This window comes from Mucilaginibacter aureus (assembly GCF_053514885.1).
In genome coordinates, this window is record NZ_CP170601.1 from 4979927 (window position 1) to 5003410 (window position 23484).

The window sequence follows — 23484 nt, forward strand, 5'->3', positions numbered from 1 at the left end:
TTTTGTGCGAAATTAGAGTAAATATTTTAAATTTACGTAGCTTATATTGCTAAATACCGCCATATAAAAATATAAACCATTAGTTAGTAGTTTAAATAAGGTAATAATTACCTCAAAAATTTAATAAAATATAAAATAAGTTAGCCAAATGAAGGCCGAATTATCAAAACTTGATTAAATTTGCTTATTGAAAAAATAACCCACCACAGGGCAATTTAAACTTGTTATGTTGAGCTCATTCTGGTACGAAAAAACGTTGCAGATACCATGTACCCTATGAACGATCTAAAAATAATTAACCAAAAATTTGATCGTTTAAAGGTTTGTGTAATAATACCCACCTATAACAATGCAGGCACACTTGGCGGTATTATTGCCGATGTTGCCCAATATACCCAGCATGTTATTGTAGTAAACGATGGATCGACCGACGATACCTTGCAAATTGTACAGGCCTTTCCGTTTGTACAATTGATAAGCTACCCCGATAATGTGGGCAAAGGCTGGGCGCTGCGTAAGGCGTTTGCGTACGCTATATCAAAAGACTATGAATATGCTATAACCATCGATTCGGACGGGCAACACTTTGCAACCGATCTGCCGCTTTTTGTAGATAAGCTTGAAAACACAGGCGATGCCATTATTATTGGCGCGCGCAATATGGAACAAGCAGCTGTACCCGGTAAAAGTAGTTTTGGGCATAAGTTTTCGAATTTTTGGTTTAAGGTTGAAACCGATATTGATTGCCCGGATACGCAATCGGGTTTTAGGTTGTACCCACTCCTTTTGCTTAAGGATATTAATTTTATTACCCGCAAATACGAATTTGAAATTGAGGTGTTGGTACGCGCTGCCTGGAGCGGTGTTGCAATCAGCTCGGTACCGGTAACTGTATACTATGCGCCTAAAGAAACCCGTATATCACATTTCAGACCTTTTCAGGATTTTAGCCGTGTAAGTGTTTTAAATACTTTTTTGGTAATAATTGCTTTTGCTTACATTAAACCGCGCGATTTTTTTCATACCCTTTTTGTAAAAAAAAAAGTTAAGCAGCTGTTAATAGATCAGCTTTTTAGTTTTAACCAATCCGATCAGTTAAAGTCCATATCCATTGGCTTTGGTGTTTTTATGGGGATATTACCTATATGGGGTTTTCAGTTGTGGGTAGGTTTATTTATTGCTTATATTTTTAGGTTAAATAAAGCCCTGGTTGCTGTTGCATCAAATGTGAGCATCCCTCCCATGATACCCCTTATTGTTTTTTTGAGTTTTAAGTTAGGCAAATACTGGATGGGTAACCACAATGTTAATATGGCCTTTATGCCCAATTTAACTTTAAACTCAATTGGCCAACACATGGAACAATATATATACGGTAGTATAACATTGGCACTTATTGCAGGTACACTAACCGGCCTATTGGCGTTTATTTTGCTCAAATTATTTAATAGAAAAGCCGCTCCTGTTTTTTGAGCTGATATACTACATGGAAAAAAGTCTTCTTGCCATTTACGCCTACTTCGCAAAAAACCGGAATATATTTTATATCGTTTTTGTGGGCATTTTTGTCTTTATCACCTACTTTGCTTTACAGGTAAAATTTGAGGAAGATATTTCGAAGATTATCCCAAAAGATAAAAAGATAGATAAGGTTAACGAGATATTTCAAAACTCCAAGTTTATTGAAAAGCTGGTTATTATGGTATCGTTAAAAGATACCACGCGCCAAAACCCCGACAGCCTTGTAGCCTTTGCCGATGAATTTGGCACTCGTGTACAGGATAAATATGCAGCGTATATTAAAAAAGCGAATTTTAAGATTGACGATAACCTGGTTTTAAAACTATTTGAAACTATAAACCAGCGCCTGCCCATTTATTTGGAAGATAAGGATTACTTAACTATTGATACCCTGATAACCCCGGCAAAGGTTAAAGAAACACTGCAATCAGATATTCGTACACTTTCATCGCCGGCAGGTTTAGCTTTGAAAAAGATAATCAGTAATGATCCGGTGGGCCTGTCGTTCATCGGCTTAAAAAAACTACAACAACTGCAATACGACAAAAACTTTGAACTGTATAACGATTATGTAATAACCCAGGATCATAAAACCATTTTACTGTTTATTACCCCTGCTTACCCCCCTAACAATGTTGCTAAAAACGCTCCTTTTTTAAACGGGATTGACAGCATATTCAGCGATTTAAGCAGCAAAGATTTTAAAAACGTAGATGCCAGTTATTTTGGTGCCGCCGCTGGTTATGCAGCTAACGGCCTGCAATTACGCCGCGATACCAACCTTACGCTTACCATTACTATAGTTGTGCTGGTTTTATTTTTGGGTTTATATTTCCGTAAAAAAAGTGCCCCGTTAATTATCCTTATCCCGGTTTTGTTTGGAGCTCTTTTCTCTTTAACAATAATTTATTTTCTCAAAGGCAGCTTATCGGTTATTGCTTTAGGGACAGGTTCGGTGGTGTTGGGCATAGCTGTTAATTATTCGCTGCACGTTTTTAATCATTACCGGCATACCAAAAGTGTTGAGCAGGTAATTAAAGACTTGATGTTACCGTTAACCGTGGGCAGCTTTACTACCATAGGAGGCTTTTTTTGTCTGGAGTTTGTACAGTCGGAAATACTGAAAGACCTGGGTTTGTTTGCCGCTTTTAGTTTAATAGGTGCGTCACTATGCTCGCTGGTTTTTTTGCCGCAGTTTATCACCACTAAAAAAGAAGAAAAAGACCATAAAATAATCCAGTTTAACTGGATAGACAAAATGGCGTCTTATAACGCTGAGTATAACAAGTTTATTGTTATAGCCATTATTGCACTTACCGTAGTTTTTGGCTACACAGCCAACTTTGTAACATTCGAGTTTGACCTTGCCGGTATGAATTATATGTCGCCCAAATTAAAACAAGCCGAAGCCAAACTGAATAAGATAAATAAATTTTCGCTAAAATCGCTTTACCTAGTTACCGAAGGCAAAACGCTTGACGAAGCTTTGGTGAGCACCGAAAGATTATCGAAACAAATAGATGTACTGAAAGATCAAAATATCGTCATCAAATATTCGGGGGTTTCATCGGTCATTATCTCCGATTCGTTACAAAAGGCAAGAATTTACCGCTGGCAGCAATACTGGACGCCCGAAAAAAAACAAAAACTATTTGCCACGCTTGAGCAACAGGGATTGGGCATGGGCTTTAAACCCACAGCTTTCGATCAGTTTAAAAATTTGCTGAACAAAAAATTTGACATAGCCGATAAAGAAAACATGGCTGCCATAAGGCGAAGTTTTCTTGACGATTTTATAAACGAAAAACCAGGCCACGCAACCGTAGTTACCCTGGTGCAAACTACGCCGCAAAACAAATTAAAAGCTTATAATACGTTTAAAGATAACCCCAATGTAACCGTTGTTGACAAGCAATACATCACCAATAAACTGGTGCAGATCATCAATTCGGACTTTACCAAAATAGCGGTAATGTCATCAACGCTGGTGCTTATTGTATTGTTGTTAACTTATGGGCGCATAGAGCTTACCATGGTTTCGTTTATACCCATGTTTATATCGTGGATATGGATAATTGGCCTGATGGGGATATTTGGCATCGAGTTTAACATTGTTAACATTATCATTTCGGCCTTGATATTCGGCCTTGGCGACGATTATAGTCTCTACATTATGGATGGCCTACTGCAGGAATATAAAACAGGCAAACAAATATTATCGTCGTATAAAACATCCATTTTTCTTTCGGCTATTACCACCGTAACCGGTTTGGGAGTATTGGTGTTTGCAAAGCATCCGGCATTAAAATCAATAGCCTTTATTTCTATAATAGGTATTTGCTGCGTGGTTATTATGGCGCAAATATTAATACCGTTTTTATTTAACATACTGGTGCGTAACCGTACGGCAAAAAAGCAATTTCCATTTACCTTCACCAACCTTTTAAAAAGCGTTTTTGCCTTTTGTTATTTTGTTACCGGTTGCATTATTTTAACTGTCCTGGGCTTTTTATTTAAGCTAAACCCCTTTAACAAAGAAAAAGGTAAATACGTTTACCACTACATACTGTCCAAATTTGCCGGGTCAATGGTGTACATCATGATGAATGTAAAAAAAGAGATCATTAATAAACAATACGCCAATTTTGCCGAGCCTGCGGTTATTATCTGTAACCATCAATCGTTTTTAGATATATTGTCAACAGTGATGCTTTACCCAAAGCTTATACTGTTAACAAATAATTGGGTGTGGAATTCGCCGGTATTTGGGGCAGTTGCCCGTATGGCCGATTTTTACCCCGTAGCCAACGGCGCCGAAAACAGTATTGAACTTTTGGCCGACAGGGTGAAGCAAGGCTACTCGGTAGTGATCTTCCCCGAAGGCACAAGGACCGTAGATGGGGAGATGAAGCGTTTTCACAAAGGGGCATTTTACCTTGCCGAACAGTTAAATATCGATATTTTACCGATAGTACTACATGGCACAGGGTATACCATGACCAAAGGCGACTTTTTATTAAAGGACGGCAAAATAACCATCAAATACCTGCCGAGGATAAGGCAGACCGACACGCATTTAGGGACGGGTTATAGTGAGAAAACTAAACAGGTAAGCCGGTATTTTAAAGATGAGTATAAACAGTTATGCAGGGAAATTGAACAACCGGGCTATTATAAGGAACAGTTGATATACAATTACCTGTATAAAGGCCCTTTGCTCGAATGGCAATTACGGCTTAAGCTAAGGCTCGAAAAAAACTATCAGTTTTTCCATAACCTTATCCCCGAAAAGGGTAAAGTACTGCATATAGGTTGCGGGTACGGTTTTATGGCCTATATGCTACACTTTGCACGTAAAGAACGCTATTTTACGGCTATAGACAGCGATGAGGATAAAATTGAGACCGCCAATACTTGCTTTAGTAAGGATGACAAAATAAATTTTATTTTAGCAGATGCATTTGAGTTTACTTTTGAAATTTATGATGCTATAATAATAGCCAATATATTGCATAAACTGCAACCAACGCAACAACAGGCACTAATTGAAAAATGCATGAATAATCTGCACCCGGGCGGATTGCTTATTATAAGAGTTGGCGATAAAAATTTAAGCCAAAAAAACAGGGACAATATATTTAAAGAAACGGTTTCGGATGCTTTGCCCCATCTCGCCGGTCAGCTGGTTAAAGATATGGCAACGGCTTATAGTATGAGTTGTACATTAATAGCCGAACCGAAACAGGTACCTGGCAGTGTTTTTATAATAAAAAAAGAAGAACTGAATTAATACATGGAGAATTTTGATATTCTGATAATCGGCAGTGGCGTAGGTGGGTTGGTATGCGCCGATATCCTGAGTAAAGAAGGGTATAAAGTTTGTGTACTCGAAAAAAACAAACAGATAGGCGGCAGCTTGCAAACTTACGCCCGCGATAAGGTTATATTTGATTCGGGCGTGCATTATCTGGGCGGGCTTGAAAAAGGCCAAAACCTGTACCAGATATTTAAATACATAGGGATTGTTGATCAGCTTAAACTGCAACGGCAAGACCTTGATGCTTTTGATAAGATACTGATAGAAGGCGACGATACTGAGTATTGCTTTGCGCAGGGCTACGAAAATTTTATTGCCAAACTGCTTATACATTTCCCCGATGAGGAGCAAGCTTTACATACCTACTGCGATAAAATAAAAGAGATATGCAGTAAATTCCCTTTGTACAATTTACGGTCATCAGGTGATTTTAACGAAAAATCGGATGTGCTTGAAATTGACACCAAAGCCTTTATCGAATCGATAACCAGCGATACTAAACTACAAAATGTATTGGCCGCCAATAATGCTTTATATGCAGGCCAGGCCGATAAAACACCGTTATATGTACATGCGCTTATTTTAAACAGTTATATCGAAAGCTCGTGGAAATGTGTTGATGGCGGATCGCAGATAGCAAAACTGATAGCCAAAAACATTAAAGAAAATGGCGGCAAAATAATACGCGATTGCGAGGTTAAAAAAATTGTAGAAGAAAATGGCATAGTAAGCCACGTTGAGTTGGAAGATGGCAGCAAGATGTATGCTAAGCAATTTATATCGAATATGCACCCGGTTAAAACGCTCGAACTAACCGAAACCCCGCTTATTAAAAATGCTTACCGTAACCGGTTAAAAGGGTTGGAAAATTCGGTATCGGCGTTCACTTTAAACATTGTGTTTAAGCCCGAAAGCTTTAAATATATTAAGCATAATTACTACGTTGTCCGCGAAGGACATCTGTGGACCTCAGCTGACCATACCGAAGAGAACTGGCCTTTAGGTTATGCCATATTTTGCGGCGCCTCATCAAAATCGGAAGTATATGCCGATGGCTTATCTATTTTGGCGTATATGCGGTTTGATGAGGTAGAAATCTGGAAAGACACATTTAACACGGCATCGAAGGTAAACGACCGCGGCGAAACTTATAATGAGTTTAAAAAACGCAAAGCCGAGATTTTATTGGATGCAGTTGAAAGGAAATTTCCGGGTTTACGCAGTTGTATTAAAACATATTATGCGGCCACGCCGTTATCATACCGTGATTATATTGGTAACGATGACGGATCTTTGTATGGTATAGTTAAAGATTATAAACACACTTTAAAAACCTTTATATCGCCCCGTACCAAGTTGCCTAATTTATTTTTAACAGGGCAAAACCTTAATTTGCATGGCATATTAGGCGCATCAATGAGCAGTATAGTTACCTGTTGTGCTTTGTTGGGTAACGACAACGTTGTAAGCAATATAAGAAACGCTTAAAAAGGCATTAATGAAAAAAGTATTAAAAATTACGTTATATGTGTTCTCAGGCTTTTTGGGGTTGTTTTTAATACTTGCTATTTACCTGGCTTGTGTGGCCATTGATTATCCGCCAAAGCCAAAAGATATCAGCAGCGAGGCGTTGGTACGTAAACAAGTTTCTCCGGGCTTTTACACCATAAAAAACAACTGGTTTCGCAAAAGTAAAAGTGGCTTGTACGAATTATACGTTGAGGGCGAACCTTTTGAACGTGGTGTTATAAATGGAAAGCTAACCAAAGAGCTGGTTGTAAAACAGGAAGATTATTTTACCGAACAAATAGCCAAAGTTATACCGTCAAAATTTTACCGTTCTTTTTTAAAATACTTTGTAGCCTGGTTTAACCGCAATTTAGACGATAATGTAACCGAGGAAGATAAAGAGGAGATATATGGTATATCGCAATCGGCTTCTGATAAGTACAAATCAATAGGCTCAAACTACCAGCGAATACTTAACTACCATGGCGCGCACGATATTGGGCATGCTTTACAAGGCATGGCCCTGGTAGGCTGCACATCATTTGGTACCTGGGGGGCGCGGTCGATGGATAGCACCATGATAATTGGCCGTAATTTTGATTTTTATGTAAACGACGATTTTGCACGCGATAAAATTGTGGCGTTTTATAATCCGGCCCAGGGCCATAAATTTATGACGGTTACCTGGGGAGGATTTATAGGCGCAGTATCGGGCATGAATGAAAAGGGTATTACCGTAACCATAAATGCGGCTAAAAGTGTGGTACCAACAGGCGCGGCAACGCCGGTATCGTTAGTAGCACGCGAAATTTTACAATATGCCCAAAATATTAGCGAGGCTATCGCGATTGCCCGGAAACGGAAAATGTTTGTTTCCGAGTCGTTTTTAGTAGCATCAGCATACGATAAAAAAGCCGTAATTATTGAGAAGACACCCGAAACCATTGACGTGTATAACCCCGATACCAATTTTATAGTTTGCACCAATCACTTCCAGGGTAAAGACCTGGTGAAATCAAAAGAGAATATCGAGCAGCTTGAAAACAGTGCTTCGCTTTACCGGTACCAGCATTTAATGGCCCGGCTAAACAATAACGGGAAAAACACAGTTCAAAAAACCATTGATATATTGCGGGATACCAAAGGGCTCAAAAATGCAGATATTGGCATGGGCAACGAAAAATCGATCAACCAGTTAATTGCGCACCACTCCATTGTTTTTGAGCCTCAAAAACTAAAAGTATGGGTATCAACTGCGCCATGGCAATTAGGGCAATTTGTTTGTTACGATTTGAATAAGGTTTTTGCCTTACGCGGAATGAAAAAAGACCAGGAGATTATTGACGATAATTATACCATAGCTGCAGATACCCTTATACACACGCGGGCTTATCAAAACTTTGTTGCTTACCGTAGTATTGAACAACGCATAATTGATGGTAAAAAAGTTAACCCCGATAGCCTGATCATCAATAACCCGCAATATTATAATGCTTATGTAATTGCCGGCGACTACTCGTTTAAACAGCTGCAGTTTAATAAGGCGCTGCGGTTTTACCAGGCCGCTTTAACCAAAGTAATTGCCACCACGCAGGAAGAAACATCTATAAAGAAAAAAATAGCTAAATGTGTTAAAAAATTGGGTACTTAAAAAGGTAACCGGCAGCGTATGTTGTAAAATAATATAAGTTTGCTATTTTTAGGCTCCAATGAATAATAACGCATGGGAGCATGTGCTCCAACAATTTCACCTTCCTTTTACAAACCCGGTACTCATTTTTACACTCGCGCTTTTTGTCATTTTATTCGCGCCTGTTTTTATGGCGAAAATAAAAATGCCCGATATAGTAGGCTTTATTATTGCCGGTGTTATTATAGGTCCGTACTGCTTAAACCTGCTCAGCAAAAATATGGCAATTGACCTGTTTGCTACCATCGGGCTGTTATACATTATGTTTATTGCCGGTATTGAGCTTGACCTTACCGACTTTAAACATAAAAAGAACCGAAGTTTTGTATTTGGTTTTTTAACGTTTACTATACCTATCCTTATCGGTTTCCCGGTGTGTTATTATGTAATGGGTTACCCTTTAATTACGTCTATTTTAATAGCCGGTATGTTTGCTACTCACACCCTTGTGGCTTATCCTATTGTAAGTAAATATAAGGTTGCCGAAAACGAGGCTGTACCGGTAACTGTAGCGGGCACTGTATTGACAGATACTGCCGTACTAATTTCGCTCACTGTAATTATAAATGCCAAAAGCGATGGGTTAAACGCTATGTTTTTTATACGGTTAATCATATCGCTGGCAATATTTACTTCGATTGTGTTTTTAATTATGCCGCGTATAGCCAAATGGTTTTTAGCCAGGCCCGACACCGGTAAAACAGCACATTATATTTTTATATTGAGCTGCATGTTTTTTTCGGCGTTTATGGCACAAATAGCCGGCGTTGAACCTATTATAGGCGCGTTTTTTGCTGCTTTAGCCTTAAACAGGTTAATAGTGAAGCCATCGCAATTGTTTGATAATATCCAATTTGTTGGCAATGCCATATTTACCCCTTTCTTTTTAATCAGCGTGGGTATGTTGGTTAACCTGCACGCATTATTTCGCGGCCCCGGTGCCATTATGGTGGCCATTATCCTTACCGGAGTAGCCGTTGCGGGCAAATGGTTTTCGGCATTTTTCACCCAAAAAATATTTAACTACTCGGCCACTCAGCGTAAACTAATGTTTGGCTTAAGCAGTTCGCATGCTACAGCAACAATGGCTGTTATTTTAGCAGGTTATAAAAGCAAAATTGTTAATGATGACATACTTAATGGCACCATTATACTCATACTGGTTACTTGTATCATAGCCTCGGTTGTTACCGAAAGCGCAAGTAGAAAATTAACCGGTATGCAGTAATTACCCCACTACCAAAGTTTTATATATTTATACAAGTTTAACCAAAGCAAACTAACCAATGGTAACCGGCTTAGGTATTGATATTGTTGAAGTAGCGCGTATTACCGCGAGCATAGAAAAAGAAAACGGCTTCCGCGAAATGGTATTTTCGGAAGCCGAAATAGCCTATTGCGAAAGCAAAGCCAATAAGTATGAACATTACGCCGCACGTTTTGCCGCCAAAGAGGCTTTTTTTAAAGCAATTGGCACAGGCTGGCTTAATGATACCGCCTTTAACGAAATAGAGGTAATAAACAACCAGCTTGGCAAACCCCATATCAATTTTTTAGGTACTACCCTGGCCACTATTACAGCTATGGCGATAGGCAATGTATTGGTTTCGTTAACGCATGTAAAAACAACAGCTTCGGCAGTGGTGCTGATAGAAAAATGAGCCTTAGTTGTAAACTGTCAGATTATCAGCAAAAAAGGGTTGCTCTTTGTGGAGCAACCCTCGCCGGAATTTGATTCATTCCATGTAGTGGAAGAAGGAACTATAATAGAACACCTTGATGGTATTTTATTGATAATTAACAAGATAATAAGCCCCTAACTTTTTAAATACAAATCATATTTACAACCTTACATTACAGGATTATTTTATCGGGATGATATCTACGATAACCGTTCTATTGTAAAAACGCTCTTCGGGTAAATTATTATCGAACGGCGCATGGCTTGCATCTTCACCAAAACCTAAAGTCTCAAACTTAACGTGGATCTTACCCGATGCCACCAAAGCATGTTCAAGTATGGTTTGTACTTCGGCAGCACGCTGTTGCGATAACTTCATGTTATGATCTTCTTCGCCGATAATATCGGTATGACCATGAATAATCACTGTTGAGCCATCGGTAATCGATGCCGCCACTGTGCCTGTTAAAAACTTTTCGTAGGATGCAATAGCATTTGATTTGTTGAAATCGAACAGGATGCTATAACGGTACCCTTTGACTACCACATTATCATTGCGAACTAAGTGTACAGAGCTTTCTTTTTTAACAGACAAGCCACTTTTAGTAACACCAGTCATCGTGATTTTATAATCACCTTCGGGACGTGCGCCAACAATGTGAGTACCGGCGATTCCTTGCTGATCGCTAGTATAAGGGCCGTAATGCTGACTGATACCTTTATCATCGGTAATATCTACCGACCATGATTTTAGCAAGTCTTTAGCTCCGTCAACATTTAAAATAACCTGGCTGTCCATCGGGTCAACCTGCGTAGCCACAATTTGTACTGGCTTCATCATGCCGCCGCCCACTTCGAGCAATAATGCAGGCGAAGCGCTTTCAATATCAACCCTACGGTCGCCGGCACGTAATAAAACAAGCTCTTTATTACCGCCAGGCTGTTCTGACGCAACCACCGGTTTAATACGACCAACTGTTGTAATTCTATTGCCGTCAATTCCAAAATTTACCACCAGGTATCTTTTGATCGATTCGGCCATAGCCCTACCATCAACAATACCTCTGCCCGACGCGCCGGTAAGCGTAATAATTGCATCCGGGTTTGAACGTAAACGGTCGCCTAAAACATTCAATATATTGTGATATACATTTAACTGCCGTGATGAACGGCCAGTTGTATTTACCGACTGCTCACTTTGTAATTCGTGTTCGCGGAAACTGCTTGCCTGGCTGGTTGATAACATGACGTAACGAACAGGAATATCGGTTGAACCGTCGTCAAAAAACACAGAATTACGCAACGGTAAAGTTTCGCTAACCTGGCGTTTAGCCGGTATGCTTATAGGTGCGCGCACAGTAAATATCACCTCGCGCATCGGTACAACAGCTACGGCCGGTGGTGTTGGTTTTACAACAGCCTTCGAGCCTTTGCCAAATTTAAGCGCTATACCTACTCTTACAGTCGTCATCGACCAGCTTTCGATACTGCGAGGATCCTGACCAAAGTACGGTTGATAAGAAACGAATGGTGAAAGATCGATTTTGGTAGTGCTTTTTGGTGAAGATACCAGGAAATCGTATCCGGTTCCTACCTGCCCCGAAAAGATAGTTTTGTTAATGTTACTTAGATCGGCATTGGTATTAGGTTGTTTAAGCTGCGTATATTCAAAACTATTGATAATGTTAAATGCCACACGCGGCCCTGCAAAAAAGTAAAGGCCTGTTTTTGGTATGCCTAAACGCAGGCTTGGCTCAATAGCAATATAGCTTGCATTTACCTGCAGATCGGCCGGGCAATTACAAGGGGCTACAACTTCATCAAACTTTCCGCCGCGGCCATCGTAAGCTACGTTAAGGCTTACACCTAAAATACCCAAAGGGCGGTATTCAACCAATACCGAGCCATAAGGGCGTATCCCGGTACCTTTGTGAAAAGCCGCCGGAACAATAAGATTATCGTTTAACCTTTGGGTTGTACCATCATAAAAATTAAAGTTGGCTGCGCCCGATACACCAAACCACCATGTGGGCTGCGTATTTTGAGCCTGCACTGTGGTACAGGCTATAACCATCAGCAAACAACCTGCAATGGTTTTGTTAATGAGTTTATTTATAGGTAACATAATGTATATCTGTTAAATTAAAATTTGGTTTGTTTATAAATCCCTCGCCTTGGGCGAGGGATAAATGGTGCTATTGTACGTTAATCACAGTATTAACCATGGTAACCGATGCAACCAGGGATATAGCCCTGCCATTGAGTACGGTTTGAACAAGGGCATTTGTGCTGTTAGCAGGGTTAGACAAAGTCACCCCTGCGGTGGCAATGATAGTTCCAACCATCGTACCACCACCTGCATAATTAATTACTGCTGTGCTGCCTACATACCAGTAAACGTTTTGTGCTAAAGCACCGCCAATAAGTTTAACACTGTGGGCTCCGGTGCCTGTTGAGCCTATGGTTAGCGATGATGCGGTTTGGAATATCCAGGTAGCATTCGGATCGCCTTTAGCATCAAGTACGAGGTCGAGGTTGGTTACCTTAAATGTACCTCCGGCTGCCTTATACACGCCAGGACCTAAGGTTAAACCACCTAATTCGCCGGCGCCGGGGTCAGTACCACCTGGTTTATTGGCCGGTGATATGCTGTTATAAAAAGCTGTAGCAGCGGCCAGGCCATTATCGGCTATTACCTTAGTGGCAGCATTACCACCAAATGGACCACCCGGGCCAAATATTGTCGGTGGCGGAGCATAAGTGTATATCCTGCCTGCCGCAACATTACCTACGTTAAGCGGTGTTTCGGTGTATTTATCTCCTGTGATATCGTGAAAACCGGTTACCAGCGTAGATGCACCGGTAGTACCGATACTGCCATTATTGATCACCGTAAACAATCCCTGGTTAGTTATACCCGCGTTTCCGCCAAAGGCACCAAATATTGAAGTGAACAAAGCCGGAGCAACAGGTATAGCTGCAAAGTTTGCAACCAGCGTGCGGTTACCCGCCATGGTAAACTGATAGCTCGCGTTCGTCGATACGATATTCCCGGCTTCAGTCCAATTAACAAAAAGGGAACCTGAATTCGCGGTTGCTGTTGCTGTAGCACTACTACCTGCCGTATAAGGGCCTGAACCGCTTGTTGTACCGTTAGCCGCTGGCGTTGCCGACAAAGCCAAAGTATAAGTATTGATCAGGAAGTTTGCAACCAATGTCCGGTTGGCATTCAGCGTAAAGGTGTAAGCGGAACTGGTTGAAACAATAGCACCATTCTCTGTCCAGTTAACAAATGAATAGCCAATATTAGGCGTTGCCGTTGCTGTTACAGATGTACCGGTTGCGTAAGAGTTTGACCCATTGGTTGTTCCGCCGATAGGTGGACTCGAAGTTAGCAACAACGCTACCTGCGATGCCGGTATAATTTTAAAGTTTGCAACCAATGTACGGTTACCCGCCAGTATAAACTGGTAGCTCGTACTTGTTGAAACCGCTACGCCTGCATCCGTCCAGTTAACAAAGGTATAATTGGCATTTGGTAATGCTGTAACCGTTACCAACGAACCAGCGGCAAATGAGCCTGCTCCGGTGGTAGTTCCACCGGCTGCCGGACTTGACGATAGGTTTACCGCAAAATTGCCGGCTGGTATAGCCGTAAAGTTTGCGACTAATGCTTTATTGCCAGCCATAGTAAACTGATAACTTGAACTTGTAGAAGCTATAACGCCGCCTACCGTCCAGTTGGTAAAAGTGAACCCTGTATTTGGTGTTGCTGTTACTGTGGTTACCGAACCCTGCGCGAACGTGCCCGCACCGGCAGTTGTACCGCCCAATACAGGGTTAGATGCTGTTGTTACTTGCGGTATGGTAGTAAATGTCCAAACATAATCGGCCAGAGTTGCTGTATGGAACCTGTCAACAGATGCTGTTGTAATGGTGCCCGTATAAGTAACAAATGGCAACAAAGGTACGTCTGGCTTAAAAGTATAAACTTTGGCATCGGCAGTTGTAGCAACCGTACCCGATACTGTTGCCCCACCCTGCGTAATGGTAAATGTTGCTTTGGTGATGGATGTCGAATCCATCTCGGTATTAAAAGTTACAGATATAACTTTGGTGAGTGCCACATCGATTGCTTTATCAAGAGGATCGGTTGAAACGATTATCGGACAAAGCCCCACAACCTCGCCACCATACTTATCCTTTTTACACGCCGGCATAAAAACGATAAGCAGTAATGCCACCAACCAAATGGTATTGAAAATTTTTGTATAGCTCCTGCTTTTCAGCACAGGGGTACTATCCTTGGTTGTAGTAGATTTTTTGAACATGATTCCTTATTTTAAGTGATAGAAATATTTCCCTGAAAGCCGAAAAAAAAATACAAGACTTGAGGAGATACAAACGTAGCCTGAGAGTGAGGCCCGCATGTTACATAACTATGGGAATAAGTTCTATAATTCACACATTTTAGGGACGCAATGGCCTATTGCAATCTATGTGCTTATACTGCGAAGGGGTAATGCCGGTTACTTTTTTAAACTGGGTTGATAAGTGGGCCACACTGCTGTAATGCAGTTTCCACGAAATTTCGGTAAGATTAAGATCGTTATGGCAGATCAACTGTTTAACCCTTTGTATTCGACTTTTTATAATATGCTGTTCAATTGTAATACCTTGATTTTCGGAAAACACATTGGCCATATAGGTGTAGTCGAGGTTTAGCTTTGCACTCAAGTAGTAGGAAAAGTTAGTTTTGAGTACACTATCTGTATCATTGATCATATCAGATATTACATTCAATATCTTATCTATCAATAAACTTTTACGGGTATCAACAAGTTCGAGGCCGGCTGTAACTAAAGCAATTTTAAAACTTATTATTTGTTGTGCCGATATAGGTTCTAAAATTTCTACCCGGCCGGATTCAACCATCATTAAACTGATACCAAGCTTTTCTAACTCGTATCGCACTACCATTTGGCAACTCAGGCAAACCATGTTTTTAATCAGGAGGATCATTGTACCTATACCTGCAAAGGCAATGCCGCTTTGCCAGGTGTTAGATAATGTTTAGTATTTACAGCTATAATTAAATTGATAATACATTTATAGGGCTAACTATCCATTTCAGAGCATATTTTATAGATAGATTGTATTTATACGCATATTGCTATATAAATAACCTCGCAGCTAAAGAATATTAATAAATGCTTAGTATTAGGGAATAAGTGTAGTGTATTAACTTATGGTTAATATGTCGATATCATTAAAAAGCCGCTAACTTATTCAGTTAACGGCTTTTCAAGCAGTGCGGAAGAAGGGACTCGAACCCCCACGCCTCGCGGCGCCAGATCCTAAGTCTGGTGCGGCTACCAATTACGCCACTTCCGCATCTATTGGTTTTTTACAGGATGGCAAAGGTAACCTAAAATCTGGAAAAGAAAAATGGAATTTTCAAAAAAACGAAATAATTGTGATTGGCCGTTTAGCTGCTCAATTGATACATCAATTGCTTTAGATACTCTGTAGCTAAAAGCATCCTGCTGCCATACCACGAAAACATTTCGCCATCAACTAATATAACCTTTGCATGCGGTACTATTGCCTTAAACGCACTAATATGTTGCTGCCTGAAAGGATACGGCTCTGATGACAGCATGATCACATCAGGATTTGCCTGCCGCAAATCGTGTTCTGTAAATTCCGGATAGCGGGTTTGTTTAAATGCATTGATAAAATCACAGCGTTGTAACAGGTTGTCTATAAAAGTGCCTCGCCCCGCGGCCATATAAGGTCCTTGCCATATTAAATAAGCAACACGCAAAGGCTTTGACATTTTTGGCAATAGGTTAAAGTTCTTTTCAATGGCTGATGCCATCACATCAGCTTTGTTTTCGGTTTCAGTTAGATGCCCTATGCCCCTTATCATATCTAAGGCCTGCGGCACATCGGCAATATCACTCATCCATACCGGAAACTCCTGCATCAAAGCCTCGATCTGCGAACGTTCGTTTTCTTCTTTATTGCCAATGATCAGGTCGGGCTGCAGGTTACGGATGACATCGATACGTAGCTTTTTTGTACCGCCTGCTTTTACTTTATTTTTTACCAGGCTAGCGGGATGAGTGCAAAATTTGGTAACACCGATAATGTGATCATCCAATCCCAGATCGAACAATAATTCAGTTTGCGATGGTACTAAGGAAACAATACGTTTGGGTGGATGGCTTAAATGGATGGTTCGTGATAGCTGATCAGTAAACGCGCGCCACATTGATTAAAATGCATGTTTATCGCCGCGTACAGAGTTCCAAACCGTTAAAAATATGATCTTGATATCTAACACAAACGACCAGTTTTCAAGGTACCACACATCGGCCTCAACACGTTCGAGCATCGCCTCAGTGGTTCGGGTTTCGCCCCTCAAACCGTTTACCTGTGCCCATCCGGTAATGCCGGGTTTTAAAAAGTGGCGCACCATAAACCTGTCAATCAATTGCGAATATTGTTCGGTATGGCTTATCATGTGCGGGCGTGGCCCTACAGTTGACATGTTGCCTATCAGAACGTTAAAAAACTGCGGCAATTCGTCCAAACTGGTCCGTCTTAATACCCTGCCGAGTTTTGTTATCCTTGCATCCTGCTTTGTTGCCTGTAGAGTATCAGAGTCTTTATTAACCTGCATACTCCTAAACTTGTAACAATTAAACGGGCTATTATCGCGACCGGAACGTTTCTGCACAAAAAAAATCGGCCCGTTACTTTCTAATTTGATCAATATGGCCAGTATCGGAAATAACCAGCTAAAAATGAACAGAATAACAAATAGTGAAAATGCAATATCAAACCCCCGCTTAACACCGCGGTTTAACAGGTTTTCTAACGGTTCGGGCCGTATGGATATGATGGGGATGTTACCAAACGTTTGTAGAAAAGTGTGCTTTTTGATGTACTCATGATATTCGGGCACAATTTTAAACCTTATCAGGTTTTTATCAGCATCGATCATTAAACGTTCAATAACATCATGCTGAGAATATGGCAGTGCACAGTATATTTCATCTACTTTGTTATTAATTACGTACTCCATGCAATATGTTGTATTTCCTAAGTACAGGCCCCTTTCGGTTATCTTTTCAGGATCATCATCAAAAAAACCCAGAAGATTATACCCGCCAAAGGGATTGTGTTTGAAATAGGTACGTAATTCGTGTCCGGCACGGCCCGCTCCAACTATAATAACGTTACGGGCATCCTTTAACAATGCGCGCCCCCTTCTTCTGATATACAGAAATACTACTTTCCAGGAGCCCAGAAAAAAACCAAATAATGCTATAGAATAAAACAGGTATGATCGTGTAATGAAATATCGTTTGGTGCCGATCACAATTAAAATGGTAATACAGATCAGGCTTAAAAAAAGTAAATATGTTTGAAATACGCTGCGAAAGGTTTTTACCGAGTCTTTATTAAGTACATGTTCGTACAGGCCTGTTATATTAGCCGATAGCAACCAGATGAGGTTAAACACTAAAACTACCGGTAAATACTGCTTGTTGTTTAAAAAAACGGTTGCCGGCTTGTCTAAATAAATATAGACGGTTAGCATCGCTATGTTAAGAAGTAGGTAATCAACAAAAAGATTTATTGCTTTAAAAAATGTTGAGTACTTGTTAACCATATATAAACCTACAAGGGAAATTATAAGAGTATACTAAGATAATATTAATTTACTACCTGTCAAAAAAAAAGAGTGTATCAAGGGTGTTTTCGCATATTGTAAATAGATCATGCGGTTGTCGTCAAAACGCATTTTCCTCACCTTTAAGGATATTCCACAAGGTTAGTACGATGATTTGAACATCCAAAAAAAACGACCAGTTTTCCAGATACCACACATCGGCTTCTACCCTTTTTTCCATTGCCTCGGTTGTTTTTGTTTCACCCCTAAATCCGTTTACCTGTGCCCAGCCGGTGATTCCGGGTTTTAAAAAATGGCGCACCATAAATTTATCAATGAGTTCGGCATATTGCTCAGTATGGATCATCATATTAGGACGCGGCCCTACTACCGACATGTTGCCAATCAGGGTGTTGAAAAACTGAGGGAATTCGTCCATACTTGTTTTTCTCAGAAATGCCCCAATTTTAGTAATTCGTGAATCGTCTTTAGTTGCCTGAATAGTATCAGCATCGCGATTGATCTTCATGCTTCTGAATTTATAGCACTTAAACGGCTTATGATATAAGCCCGGACGCAATTGTACAAAAAACACCGGTCCTTTAGATTCCAGTTTAATTAAAATTGCCAGTATCGGGAGCAACCACGATAAGACAAAAACAATTACAAACAGAGAAAAAATGATATCAAACGAACGTTTCACTAATTGGTTAAACCTGTTTTCAAGTGGTTCTTCCCTAACGGCAATTACCGGTATATTGCCAAAACTTTGCAGGTATGTTGGTTTGTTGAGATATTCGTGATACTCAGGAACTATTCTAAACCTTATCAGGTTTTTATCGGCACTCAGCATCAATTTTTGAATTGTACTGTGTTCGGCAGTTGGCAGCGCGCAAAATATTTCGTCAACCTTGTTATTGCTTATGTATTCAATAAAATCATTGTTGCTACCCAGGTAAAGATTTTTATTTGCAATTTTACTTGCATCGTCGTCAAAAAAGCCGAGTACTTTATATCCTTTAAACGAATTTTCGGAAAAAAACTTCTGCAATTCAAATCCCGACTGCCTTGCCCCTACAATTACCACATTAATGCTGTCGCTGATGAGCGTTCTGTTATTTCTTCTGATCAATAAAAAAATGGTTTTCCATACACCTATCAGAAAACCAAATAAAATCATGGAGTAATACAAGTAATGGCGTGTTATAAAGTAAAAGTTGGTACCGATAATGATAACTACCGATACAAAAATAAAACAGATAAACAGTATATAAGTTTTATAAACGCTCTGAAAGGTTTTTACCGAATTGTTGTTTAAAACATATTCATATAACCCTGTTATATTGGTTGACAGTAACCAGATGAGGTTAATTGACAGAACAATTGGTAAATATTGCTTATTGACTGTCCACGAAATGCCCGACCTATCAATTTCAAGATAAGTTATGATCATTGATACATTGAGTATAAGATAATCGAATACTAAATTTAGGGTTTTTAAAAAATTGGAATATTTTGCAATCATATTAATGTAGACATTCTTCTCATAAGGTAAATGACTGATGTGTTATTATTTATTTGCTTAAACCAATGCATTAGTATTAACTCTTTGCAACGAACTTTTATATTTTTCATTTATGTAAGCCTGAATCTGACTAATAAAAACAGCTTCATCAAATTTTTCGGCGTGGTTGCGAATAAAAACAGGATCAAACTCCAATTGTTCGCATCTAGTTATAGCGTCAGATAACGACTGAACAGTTTGCTCTTTGAAAAATACGGCTGTTGCTTTCGATGCATCGTTCACATAAGGTATCATTGTTGATAAAACACCTCCCTTTTCGAAAGCTATTACAGGCCTTCCGGATGCATTTGCCTCTAACGGCGTTATCCCGTAATCTTCGTGTTGAGGAAAAATAAAAGCTTTACAGTTTGCATACATATCTGCTAACTCTGTGCTTGACAAACCGCTTTTAAATTCAATATTACTGTTAGCCATTGCCTTTAATTCTTTGGCTTTTGTACCGCTTCCAACAATAACGATATTAAGCCCTAGTTTATTAAACACCTCTATACACAGATCAACTCTTTTATATGGCTCAAGACGCGAAACTAGTAAATAATAGTTTTTAGGTTTATCTGAGATATAAAAGTTGCGGCATTTTACATCGGGTTTAATTATCTCTATCTCATCAGTAACCTGGTAGGCTTCTCGTATACGTTGTGTGGTTTCAGGCGTCATCCCCACAAAAAAATTAGCTCTTTTAGCGGCTTTTGCATCACTATAACGCAAATATTTAATAACCTGATTAAAAATCCATCTTGACAAGCCTTTTGACCTGTTATACTGATCATAGCTTGTTGGATTCCAGGCTAACCTGAAAGGAGTATAAGTGTAATTGATAACGATGGTTTTGGGATCTACCTTTACATACTTGGAGCAAAAGGTAGTTGAAATGATCACAATATCATAGCCCTTTACTTCTAAAGCTTTCATGGCCCATATTCCGAAAGGGAAAAACAACTTTTTCATAACTGAAGCATTTTTAGCTATCTTCTGAAAAAGAGATGTATGTATTTTATAATTTTTATATTCGGGGTATGTGCTTTCGGGATCGTAACACATGGTATAAAAATCGGCACCCTCAAATGCTTTTAACATACTAAGGGCCACCTGCTCCGCTCCTCCCCGCCTCATCAAATCGTCGTGAACAATTGCAATTTTCATTATAAATCAATAAATATAAGTGATAATATTAATCAATATGGCGCTTACCGCCGTATCAAATTTATCACATTTGCTCTGTGCAAAGCCTGTTGTTAAATAATATCATGTAGAAGGCTTACAATTAATGTACAAGATTAGAGCTTTTATTTTGATTAAAAAATGATATCATCTACAATTGCGCATAAAATATGCCCGATGAGTATATGAATTTCTTGAATACGTGCGGTAACGTTTGATGGTACAACAATATTTACATCGCATTCCGGAGTCATTTCGCCTCCTGTATTACCCGAGAGGCCTATTATTTTGCAGCCTTTTGTTTTACCGGCCCTTAACGCATTTAAAACGTTTTTACTGTTACCACTGGTTGATATGCCAATTAAAACATCTCCTGAATTTGCCAATGCCTCAACCTGGCGTTGAAACACCCTGTCAAATCCATAATCATTTGCAATGGCCGTTAATGCCGATGTATCCGTAGTTAAAGCAATGGCAGGCAACCCTCGTCGTTCTTTAACAAACCTGCCGGTTAGTTCGGCAGCAATATGCTGCGCATCGGCCGCACTGCCACCATTGCCAAATAGCAAAACTTTATTACCATTTTTAATGCTATCGGTAACTATAGCAGATACTTTTTCTATATCATCGGCGAGCTTTGTCAATGACAATTCAACAAGCTTAGCGTGTTCATCAAAACTATTTTTAATTCTATCTTTCATTCAAATACTATTCATTTAAAACTGCTCATAGTTTGTAACATAATGTACTAACTATCGCGAAAGCTCTCCTCAATTTCGGCCAGAGTAGCTGTTGCACTACCTGTTTTATTCACTACAATACTTGCAGCATGGTTTGCAAATATACAAGCCTGGTGTAAACTCCCCCCGGCAGCAATTGCCAGGCCCAGCGAAGCCAATACCGTATCCCCTGCGCCTGTAACATCAATTACTTCAAGAGCCCTCGTAGGCACAATATCTATTTTTTCATCTGCGTACAAGGCAATACCTTCTTCAGACATGGTTACAATAACGTCATCACAAGCTGTAATTTCTTTAATTTTAGCACAAGCTTTATACAAACTTTCGGTATCTGTTATTTTTATACCGGTAGCAGCAACAGCCTCTTTTTTATTAGGCTTAATAATATTTACACCTTTATATTTTGCAAAATCTGTGCCTTTAGGATCTAGAATGGTAGGGATCGACTCTTTTCTGCAGCTTTCAAAAATTGTTTGTAATAGCCCGGCGCTCAACATGCCTTTGTTATAATCAGACACCAAAACAACATCATAGTTTTTTGCAATGAGTTTAACAGTATCTGCTATCTGTTTTTCGATTTTCGTAGATATTGTCCTGGTATCTTCCCGGTCAAGCCTGATGAGCTGATGCCTTGCTGCTAATATCCGTGTTTTTATTGTTGTGCATTTATCTCCATCGGTTACAATCCCAGCCGCAGGTACACCCTCGTTTTTCAGTTTTTCAACAACAGTTACAGCGTGTTCGTCATCGCCTACAATGCAAACAATATTAACCTGGCATCCAAGCGCATTTAGATTTTTCACTACATTTCCCGCTCCGCCCAAAAGGTAATCCTCAGATCTTACTTCAACAACAGGCACAGGCGCTTCCGGCGAAATACGATTACAATCTCCGTATATATAATGGTCAAGCATTACATCACCAATAACCAGTATTTTACAGGTTTTTGTAATTGAAAACATCTTAATATCTTTATTTAAAGGTTTATATGTATCTAATCTTAAACTTTAATCAAATTAAAGTAGCTTGTATCACCTTAACCAGAGCAGGGCCCAAGTGTTTATTTATAATGGTTTGTGATTATAATTTTTTAATTCTTCGGTTATAATCAATTCCAAAACCTCAAAAAATGTTTTTGAATAATCCCAGTTTAACAGTGTTTTGGCTTTGGTATTATCGCCATAAATATCTTCTATTTCTGTTGGCCTGAACAGCTCCTGATCTTCAATCAATTTGCTCAGGGGGATATTCAGATAATCAAACACAAATGTTATTATTTCGCGCAGGTAAACCGATTTACCTGAACATATTACATAATCGTTGGCGTTATTTTGCTGTAGCGATAACCACATTGCCTTTACATAATCCGGCGCGTAACCAAAATCTCTTTTAATATCAATGTTCCCAACCTTTAAGGAGTCAACTTTATTATTTTTGATATCTAAGGATGTTTTAAGCACCTTTTTTACAAAGAAATTTGGGCTTCGCAAATACGATTCATGATTAAACAGTACACCGTTAGTACAGTATATATTGTAAGATTCACGGTAATTTATACCTATCCAATAGGCCGATGCTTTTGATATTGCGTAAGGGCTAAGCGGATGTAACGGAGTAGTTTCGCTAACTGGTAAATTTGTCACCTTACCAAACATTTCGCTGCTTGATGCCTGATAAATTTTGGTGTCCAGCTTTAAGAGCCTTACGCTTTCTAATATATTTAGTACTGATTGTGTATTATAGTTGATAGTGCCTATTGGTTGCTCAAATGACATCCCTACCGAGCTTTGCGCCCCCAGATTATAAAACTCATCAGGTTTATATTTGATCAGGATCTTTATTATACTCGAAAAGTCGAGTAGGTCGCACTCCTCGATCTTTATCTGCCCATCTATGCCAAGATATTTAAAATTATTAAAATTAACGTTGTTGTAACTTCTGGTAAGCCCCACAACCATGTAACCTTCATTTAGCAGTAACTGAGCCAAATAAGCACCATCCTGCCCCGTAATACCCGAGATACATGCTGTTTTTTTCATTCAATAGATGTGTTTACCATAACTAGCCCCTTTGTTAAAAATTATACACAAACATTA

The 23484-nt window shown here is 39.5% G+C and carries 16 protein-coding genes and 1 tRNA gene; 6 read left to right on the forward strand and 11 right to left on the reverse strand.

What is annotated here, in order from left to right; translation table 11 throughout:
- Positions 1 to 276 precede the first annotated feature (276 nt).
- The 6 genes from ACFGVR_RS21370 to acpS are packed head-to-tail and all read left to right on the forward strand — an operon-like array spanning position 277 to position 10198.
- On the forward strand, positions 277 to 1473 hold the full coding sequence (locus ACFGVR_RS21370; RefSeq protein ID WP_448699600.1) for a DUF2062 domain-containing protein: 1197 nt from the start codon (positions 277 to 279) through the stop codon (positions 1471 to 1473).
- A gap of 13 nt (positions 1474 to 1486) precedes the next feature.
- Positions 1487 to 5311 carry a 1-acyl-sn-glycerol-3-phosphate acyltransferase gene (locus tag ACFGVR_RS21375; protein WP_448699601.1) on the forward strand — a complete coding sequence of 1275 codons (3825 nt, stop codon included), beginning with the start codon at positions 1487 to 1489 and terminating at the stop codon, positions 5309 to 5311.
- Between the two features lie 3 nt (positions 5312 to 5314).
- Positions 5315 to 6826, forward strand: coding sequence for a phytoene desaturase family protein (locus tag ACFGVR_RS21380; protein WP_448699602.1), 1512 nt, complete (start codon positions 5315 to 5317; stop codon positions 6824 to 6826).
- Between the two features lie 10 nt (positions 6827 to 6836).
- Positions 6837 to 8498, forward strand: coding sequence for a C45 family autoproteolytic acyltransferase/hydolase (locus ACFGVR_RS21385; RefSeq protein WP_448699604.1), 1662 nt, complete (start codon positions 6837 to 6839; stop codon positions 8496 to 8498).
- 58 nt (positions 8499 to 8556) lie between these two features.
- A complete protein-coding gene (locus tag ACFGVR_RS21390; RefSeq protein ID WP_448699606.1) occupies positions 8557 to 9765 on the forward strand; it encodes a cation:proton antiporter in 1209 nt (402 codons plus the stop codon).
- Positions 9766 to 9823: 58 nt separating this feature from the next.
- Complete coding sequence (gene acpS, locus ACFGVR_RS21395; RefSeq protein WP_448699608.1) at positions 9824 to 10198, forward strand: holo-ACP synthase; 375 nt, start codon at positions 9824 to 9826, stop codon at positions 10196 to 10198.
- A 201-nt stretch (positions 10199 to 10399) separates the two neighbouring features.
- Here acpS and ACFGVR_RS21400 read toward each other — a convergent pair whose 3' ends face one another.
- The 11 genes from ACFGVR_RS21400 to ACFGVR_RS21450 form a co-directional block, all read right to left on the reverse strand.
- Positions 10400 to 12343, reverse strand: a complete 1944-nt coding sequence (locus ACFGVR_RS21400; protein WP_448699610.1) for an OmpA family protein — start codon at positions 12341 to 12343, stop codon at positions 10400 to 10402.
- A gap of 70 nt (positions 12344 to 12413) precedes the next feature.
- On the reverse strand, positions 12414 to 14549 hold the full coding sequence (locus tag ACFGVR_RS21405) for an InlB B-repeat-containing protein (RefSeq protein ID WP_448699612.1): 2136 nt from the start codon (positions 14547 to 14549) through the stop codon (positions 12414 to 12416).
- Between the two features lie 139 nt (positions 14550 to 14688).
- Positions 14689 to 15240, reverse strand: coding sequence for a helix-turn-helix domain-containing protein (locus ACFGVR_RS21410; protein WP_448699614.1), 552 nt, complete (start codon positions 15238 to 15240; stop codon positions 14689 to 14691).
- Positions 15241 to 15530: 290 nt separating this feature from the next.
- A tRNA-Leu gene (locus ACFGVR_RS21415) sits at positions 15531 to 15612 on the reverse strand.
- Positions 15613 to 15706: 94 nt separating this feature from the next.
- The gene (locus tag ACFGVR_RS21420) at positions 15707 to 16495 is read right to left on the reverse strand and encodes a helical backbone metal receptor (RefSeq protein ID WP_448699616.1); all 789 of its coding nucleotides are present in this window, start codon (positions 16493 to 16495) and stop codon (positions 15707 to 15709) included.
- A 3-nt stretch (positions 16496 to 16498) separates the two neighbouring features.
- Positions 16499 to 17902, reverse strand: a complete 1404-nt coding sequence (locus ACFGVR_RS21425) for an undecaprenyl-phosphate glucose phosphotransferase (protein WP_448699618.1) — start codon at positions 17900 to 17902, stop codon at positions 16499 to 16501.
- Between the two features lie 121 nt (positions 17903 to 18023).
- Positions 18024 to 19427: an undecaprenyl-phosphate glucose phosphotransferase gene (locus tag ACFGVR_RS21430; RefSeq protein ID WP_448699621.1), complete on the reverse strand. Its 1404-nt coding sequence runs from the start codon at positions 19425 to 19427 to the stop codon at positions 18024 to 18026.
- Between the two features lie 57 nt (positions 19428 to 19484).
- Complete coding sequence (locus tag ACFGVR_RS21435) at positions 19485 to 20630, reverse strand: glycosyltransferase (RefSeq protein WP_448699623.1); 1146 nt, start codon at positions 20628 to 20630, stop codon at positions 19485 to 19487.
- A 152-nt stretch (positions 20631 to 20782) separates the two neighbouring features.
- Entirely contained in the window at positions 20783 to 21349 is a 567-nt protein-coding gene (gmhA, locus tag ACFGVR_RS21440; RefSeq protein WP_448699625.1) for a D-sedoheptulose 7-phosphate isomerase, read from the reverse strand.
- Between the two features lie 47 nt (positions 21350 to 21396).
- Positions 21397 to 22350, reverse strand: coding sequence for a D-glycero-beta-D-manno-heptose-7-phosphate kinase (rfaE1, locus tag ACFGVR_RS21445; RefSeq protein WP_448699627.1), 954 nt, complete (start codon positions 22348 to 22350; stop codon positions 21397 to 21399).
- 102 nt (positions 22351 to 22452) lie between these two features.
- Positions 22453 to 23427 carry a GDP-mannose 4,6-dehydratase gene (locus ACFGVR_RS21450; RefSeq protein WP_448699629.1) on the reverse strand — a complete coding sequence of 325 codons (975 nt, stop codon included), beginning with the start codon at positions 23425 to 23427 and terminating at the stop codon, positions 22453 to 22455.
- Between the last annotated feature and the right edge of the window lie 57 nt (positions 23428 to 23484).

Bases quoted from the DNA above. Each gene is read 5' to 3' on its own strand.
- ACFGVR_RS21420 (WP_448699616.1), bottom strand. From the start codon at position 16,495: ATGTGGCGCGCGTTTACTGATCAGCTATCACGAACCATCCATTTAAGC.
- acpS (WP_448699608.1), top strand. From the start codon at position 9,824: ATGGTAACCGGCTTAGGTATTGATATTGTTGAAGTAGCGCGTATTACC.
- ACFGVR_RS21450 (WP_448699629.1), bottom strand. From the start codon at position 23,427: ATGAAAAAAACAGCATGTATCTCGGGTATTACGGGGCAGGATGGTGCT.
- ACFGVR_RS21410 (WP_448699614.1), bottom strand. From the start codon at position 15,240: ATGATCCTCCTGATTAAAAACATGGTTTGCCTGAGTTGCCAAATGGTA.
- ACFGVR_RS21390 (WP_448699606.1), top strand. From the start codon at position 8,557: ATGAATAATAACGCATGGGAGCATGTGCTCCAACAATTTCACCTTCCT.
- ACFGVR_RS21385 (WP_448699604.1), top strand. From the start codon at position 6,837: ATGAAAAAAGTATTAAAAATTACGTTATATGTGTTCTCAGGCTTTTTG.
- ACFGVR_RS21405 (WP_448699612.1), bottom strand. From the start codon at position 14,549: ATGTTCAAAAAATCTACTACAACCAAGGATAGTACCCCTGTGCTGAAA.
- gmhA (WP_448699625.1), bottom strand. From the start codon at position 21,349: ATGAAAGATAGAATTAAAAATAGTTTTGATGAACACGCTAAGCTTGTT.
- ACFGVR_RS21380 (WP_448699602.1), top strand. From the start codon at position 5,315: ATGGAGAATTTTGATATTCTGATAATCGGCAGTGGCGTAGGTGGGTTG.
- ACFGVR_RS21370 (WP_448699600.1), top strand. From the start codon at position 277: ATGAACGATCTAAAAATAATTAACCAAAAATTTGATCGTTTAAAGGTT.
- ACFGVR_RS21435 (WP_448699623.1), bottom strand. From the start codon at position 20,630: ATGAAAATTGCAATTGTTCACGACGATTTGATGAGGCGGGGAGGAGCG.
- ACFGVR_RS21430 (WP_448699621.1), bottom strand. From the start codon at position 19,427: ATGATTGCAAAATATTCCAATTTTTTAAAAACCCTAAATTTAGTATTC.
- rfaE1 (WP_448699627.1), bottom strand. From the start codon at position 22,350: ATGTTTTCAATTACAAAAACCTGTAAAATACTGGTTATTGGTGATGTA.
- ACFGVR_RS21375 (WP_448699601.1), top strand. From the start codon at position 1,487: ATGGAAAAAAGTCTTCTTGCCATTTACGCCTACTTCGCAAAAAACCGG.
- ACFGVR_RS21425 (WP_448699618.1), bottom strand. From the start codon at position 17,902: ATGGTTAACAAGTACTCAACATTTTTTAAAGCAATAAATCTTTTTGTT.
- ACFGVR_RS21400 (WP_448699610.1), bottom strand. From the start codon at position 12,343: ATGTTACCTATAAATAAACTCATTAACAAAACCATTGCAGGTTGTTTG.